Source organism: Nocardiopsis halotolerans DSM 44410 (assembly GCF_000341065.1).
GTDB lineage: Bacteria > Actinomycetota > Actinomycetes > Streptosporangiales > Streptosporangiaceae > Nocardiopsis > Nocardiopsis halotolerans.
In genome coordinates, this window is record NZ_ANAX01000162.1 from 1 (window position 1) to 4,408 (window position 4,408).

The 4,408-nt window shown below is 69.0% G+C and carries 6 protein-coding genes (1 of these 6 cut by a window edge); 3 read left to right on the plus strand and 3 right to left on the minus strand.

Annotated elements, in window-relative coordinates; all coding sequences use genetic code 11:
- Window positions 1–35 precede the first annotated feature (35 nt).
- The 3 genes from D455_RS36140 to D455_RS0112150 all read right to left on the minus strand — a co-directional run bounded on the left by D455_RS36140 (window position 36) and on the right by D455_RS0112150 (window position 2,840).
- Window positions 36–227 (minus strand): acyl-CoA carboxylase epsilon subunit, encoded by a 192-nt coding sequence (locus D455_RS36140; protein ID WP_017570995.1) that lies wholly within the window; start codon window positions 225–227, stop codon window positions 36–38.
- Window positions 228–268: 41 nt separating this feature from the next.
- Complete coding sequence (locus D455_RS0112145) at window positions 269–1,849, minus strand: acyl-CoA carboxylase subunit beta (protein ID WP_051064627.1); 1,581 nt, start codon at window positions 1,847–1,849, stop codon at window positions 269–271.
- Between the two features lie 10 nt (window positions 1,850–1,859).
- Window positions 1,860–2,840 carry a 3-hydroxyacyl-CoA dehydrogenase NAD-binding domain-containing protein gene (locus D455_RS0112150; protein WP_026122555.1) on the minus strand — a complete coding sequence of 327 codons (981 nt, stop codon included), beginning with the start codon at window positions 2,838–2,840 and terminating at the stop codon, window positions 1,860–1,862.
- Between the two features lie 201 nt (window positions 2,841–3,041).
- Here D455_RS0112150 and D455_RS0112155 point away from each other — a divergent pair, with 201 nt between their 5' ends.
- The 3 genes in view from D455_RS0112155 to D455_RS30175 are tightly spaced (at most 59 nt apart) and all read left to right on the plus strand, a layout consistent with a single transcriptional unit that may run on beyond the window.
- Entirely contained in the window at window positions 3,042–3,569 is a 528-nt protein-coding gene (locus D455_RS0112155) for a flavin reductase family protein (RefSeq protein ID WP_017570998.1), read from the plus strand.
- A gap of 59 nt (window positions 3,570–3,628) precedes the next feature.
- Window positions 3,629–4,267 carry a hypothetical protein gene (locus tag D455_RS30170; RefSeq protein WP_017570999.1) on the plus strand — a complete coding sequence of 213 codons (639 nt, stop codon included), beginning with the start codon at window positions 3,629–3,631 and terminating at the stop codon, window positions 4,265–4,267.
- 49 nt (window positions 4,268–4,316) lie between these two features.
- Window positions 4,317–4,408: the 5' end (the start) of a Gfo/Idh/MocA family protein gene (locus tag D455_RS30175; protein ID WP_449289307.1), read on the plus strand. 826 nt of this gene lie beyond the right edge of the window; the window shows 92 of its 918 coding nt (coding positions 1–92); its start codon is at window positions 4,317–4,319; its stop codon lies beyond the right edge, outside the window.

Below are 4,408 nucleotides of genomic sequence, written 5' to 3' on the forward strand. Positions count from 1 at the left end.
GTACGGCGATCTCGCCGCGGTTGGCGATCAGAACTTTACGCACGGACGAACCCTCCACTCTCGCCGTTGCGCCAACTGGGTGCCAAGCCGGACCCCTTCTCACGCTCACGTCTCCTCCAGGACGCCGATTCCACCGGGGCGGCTCCGTCGGCGACCGAGGCATCGGCCGCCCACGCCAGGCGCGCCGACAGTACGGCGACCACGGCGGCCACATCCTCCGGAGTCATTCCGGCGGTCTCGAAACGGAACCCGTACTCTCGTTCTCCGCTCACTGGGGCGGGTTGCCGTGTTTGCGTTCGGGCAGGGCGGCGTGTTTGCCCGCCAGCATGGACAACCCGGCGATCAGCACCTCACGGGTGTCGGCCGGGTCGATGACGTCGTCGACAAGGCCGTGCTCGGCGGCGTAGTAGGGGTGCATCAGCTCTTCCCGGTACTCCTTGACCAGCCGTGCCCGAGTCGTCTCGGGGTCGTCGGCCGCGGCGATCTGCTTGCGGAAGACCACGTTGGCCGCGCCCTCCGGTCCCATGACCGCCACCTCGTTGGTCGGCCAGGCGTAGGTGAGGTCCGCCCCGATGGACTGGCTGTCCATGACGATGTAGGCGCCACCGTAGGCCTTGCGCAGGATGACCGAGATCCTGGGCACGGTGGCGTTGCAGTAGGCGTAGAGCAGCTTGGCTCCGTGCCGGATGAGGCCCCCGTGCTCTTGTGCGACGCCAGGTAGGAAACCCGGGACGTCCTCCAGGGTGATGAGGGGGATGTTGAAGGAATCGCACATCTGGACGAACCGGGCTCCCTTCTCGCTGGCGGGGATGTCGAGCACACCGGCGGCCGCCAATGGCTGGTTCNCCACCGTCCGACCAGCCAACCGGGCCAGTCCGACCACCAGGTTGCGTGCCCATCGTTCGTGGATCTCCAGGAACTCCCCGTCGTCCACGACCTCCTCGATGACCTCGCGCACGTCGTAGGAGCGGTTCCCGTCCGCGGGCACCAGGTCGAGCAGGCGCTCGACCCGCCGGTCGGGCGGGTCACCGACCGGCTCGGCCGGCGGCTGCTGCCTGTTGTTGGCGGGGAGCAACGACAACGTGTACCGCACGTCCTCCAGGCAGTCACGCTCGTCGTCGTAGGAGAAGTGGCACACTCCGGACCGCTCCGAGTGCACGTCCGCTCCGCCCAGCTGGTCATGGGTGACCTTCTCCCCGGTGACGGCCTCCACGACGTCGGGACCGGTGACGAACATCTGCGACGTCGGTCGCACCATGAACACCAGGTCGGTGAGGGCCGGGGAGTAGGCGGCCCCACCCGCGCAGGGGCCGAGCATCACCGAGATCTGTGGGATCACGCCGGAGGCACGGGTGTTGCGCAGGAAGATCCCGCCGTATCCGGCCAGCGCGACCACGCCCTCCTGGATACGGGCGCCCGCTCCGTCGTTCAGCGACACCAGCGGCGCGCCCGCGGCCAGCGCCCGGTCCATGAGCCGGTGGATCTTCTGCGCGTGTGCCTCGCCCAGGGCTCCGCCGAAAACCCGGAAGTCGTGGGCGTAGACGAACACCTTCCGCCCGTGCACCGTGCCCCAGCCGGTGATCACACCGTCGCCGTGGGGCTTCTTGTTCTCCATCCCGAAGCCGTGTGAACGGTGGCGGCGCAGCGGGGCGATCTCGTGGAACGAACCCTCGTCGAGCAGGAGCTCGATCCGTTCGTATGCGGTCAGTTTGCCCTTGGCGTGCTGGGCGGCGGTCGCCTGGGGGCTCGGGCCGTCGACGACCCTCTCCTTGAGAGCGACCAGCTCCGACACGTGCCCGTGGAGTGAGGGTGCTTTGGTTCCACTCCATGAGTGGTCCGTGATCGACATGGGTTGACTCCTACCGATCGTTTCCGGGGCCGGCCTCGTCGGCGGAGGGCCGTTCCCCGTCGTCGAGGGCGCGCAGGACCGCCAGGTGCTTGCGGTCGCGGTCGGCGGCGAGTTCCTCGTAGGTCGCGTGTCCGTAGGCTTCGTCGGTCTGCTGGACGAGCAGGTCCACGGTGTCCGGGCCCATCGGCGGCTGGCCGAGACCCGCCCAGCCGCGTTCGAGCCCGGTTCCCAAGTGGGTCAGCCACTGCCGCAGGCCCCCTGGTCCGCCACCCAGGTGGAAGGCGTGGAACGGACCGATGGTGGACCAGCGCAGGCCGATGGACTGGGTCACGATGGTGTCGAGTTCGGTCACCGTCACCACTCCTTCCCGGACGAGGTGGATGCTCTCCCGCAGCAGGGCCGACTGGAGGCGATTGGCGACGAAGGCCGGGACGGCCCTGCGGATGTGGACGGGGACCCGTCCCACCGCCCGGTAGAACTCCATCGCCTCCTGGACGGCCGTCGGCTCGGTACGCTCGCCGCCGACCACCTCGACCAAGGGGATGAGGTGCGGAGGGTTGAAGGGATGACCGACGACCAGGCGTCGGGGGTCCCCCATGCGCTTCCCGAGGTCGTCCGGGGAGAACTTCGAGGTCGAGGACAGGAGCAGCGTGGAGGGGTCCGCGGCCCCGTGCACGCGTTCGTACAGCTCCTGCTTGAGCTCCAGGTCGTCCGGGATGTTCTCCTGGAGCACGTCGGCGCCTCGGAGGGCCTCCTCCAGGGAGGGTTGGACCTCCAGGAGCGCGAGCAGGGACAGGGGGTCCGTGCCGTCGGGCAGGGGCAGGGCCTGGCCGAAGGTCCGGAGCGCCTCCCCGACGGACTCCTCGACATCGGCCCTTCTGCTGTTGAGCCTGACCCGCATCCCGTGTGCGAGGAAAAGCATGGTCCAGCCCAGTCCGATCGTTCCTGCGCCGATGACCACCACCGTGCGGGGGGGTTCTGTCCGCTCCACCGCTTCTCCCTCCGGATACACCGCCGACCATGTCCGTGTCATCGAGGAGTCTCAGCGGTCCGGCTAGCACCGTCCTTGAGAACCGGTGGAAGAGGACGTCCGCGAGTGATGCCTCTGGTCGACCAGCGGTGGTTGAGCGGCCTTCGAGCCGAGTGCACCACAGTGCTGTGACGTCGAGAAGCACAAGGAAGGGAACCCCACGTGGACACCTCGGCCGAACCATCCGCCATCCCCGAGGTTCCGGGCCCCGACAGCACGGAGTTCCGGGACGCGATGGCGCGTCTGCCCACGGCGGTCTCCATCGTCACCACCTGCGACGAGGAGGGTAGGGACCACGGTTTCACCGCCGGTTCGGTCGCGTCGGTCTCGATCGACCCTCCTCTGGTTCTGGTGTGCCTGGCCAGGAACGCCGACTGCCACCCGGCATTCGCCTCCTCGTCGCGGTGGGCGGTGAGCGTGACCAGCTATGAGCACACCGGGCTCGCCCGACGGTTCGCCACCAAGGGCGCGGACAAGTTCGCCGAGGGCCGGTTCAGACGCACCGACTCCGGTGTCCTCGTCCTGGAGGGCGCGCGGCTCGCTCTGGAGTGCCAGGTCCTGGACCGCTATCCCGGCGGCGACCACGACATCCTCGTCGGTCGGGTCGTTCGGACGCACACCGACAGCGGGGACGCTCTCGTCTTCGTCGACCGCTCGTTCACCACGACCGCCGCCCTCGCGCCTCGCTGACCCGCCGCACGCCCCGCCCCTTCACCGAGCAGTCCCCATCCACAGGAAGAGAGAACAACGTGAACAGGTTCCCGAGAGCCCTGGCGCCGCTCGCCGCCGTCGCGGTGGCCACCCCCTCACTGGTCGCCTTCACCCCCGTGTCGAACCACGCGCATCCTGGCCAACCCGAGCACACGGACGTCCCCTACACCTGCCAGACCTGGCTCAACGGTGAACAGCTCGACGTCAACGGCTACGAGCGCGGTTTCGAGGTGTCGGCCCCCGCGACCGTCGGTCCCGGGGACATGTACGTCACCGAGTTCGACCCGGACCCGATCTACGCGGAGCCCGCCTACAACGAGGAGCTCGTCGACGTCCACGTGACCTACGCCTTGCCCGCCAACGCACGGATCATCGGCTACTGGCTGCTCGGGTCCGAGCCGACCGATTCGGTCTCGCGTGAGGGAGACGAGCTGACCGTGCACTCGCCCGGGGCCAAACCCGGCGGGGTCGAGTTCGACCTGCCCACGCTGAAGGTCCTCCTCAGGGCCCCGGGATCCGGGACCCTCGTCACGTCTCCCGGCGGTTCCAGCTATGACGACCTGTCCTTCGGCTGGCTCCGGCTGCACCCCGACAGCCAGGAGTGGGACGCCTTCGAGTGCTTCGTGGAGCCCGACGACGGGATCGAGTTCAGCAGCACCGAGGTGACCGGCCGATGAGCGGGGCTGGAGGGGATGACGGGCGCCCCCTGCGCCTGGGCCTGGTCGGCTGCGCCGACGTGGCGGTCCGACGCGTGCTCCCGGCGGTGCGGCGCCTCGACGGAGTGGAGCTCGTCGCGGTCGCGAGCAGGAGCCTCGCCA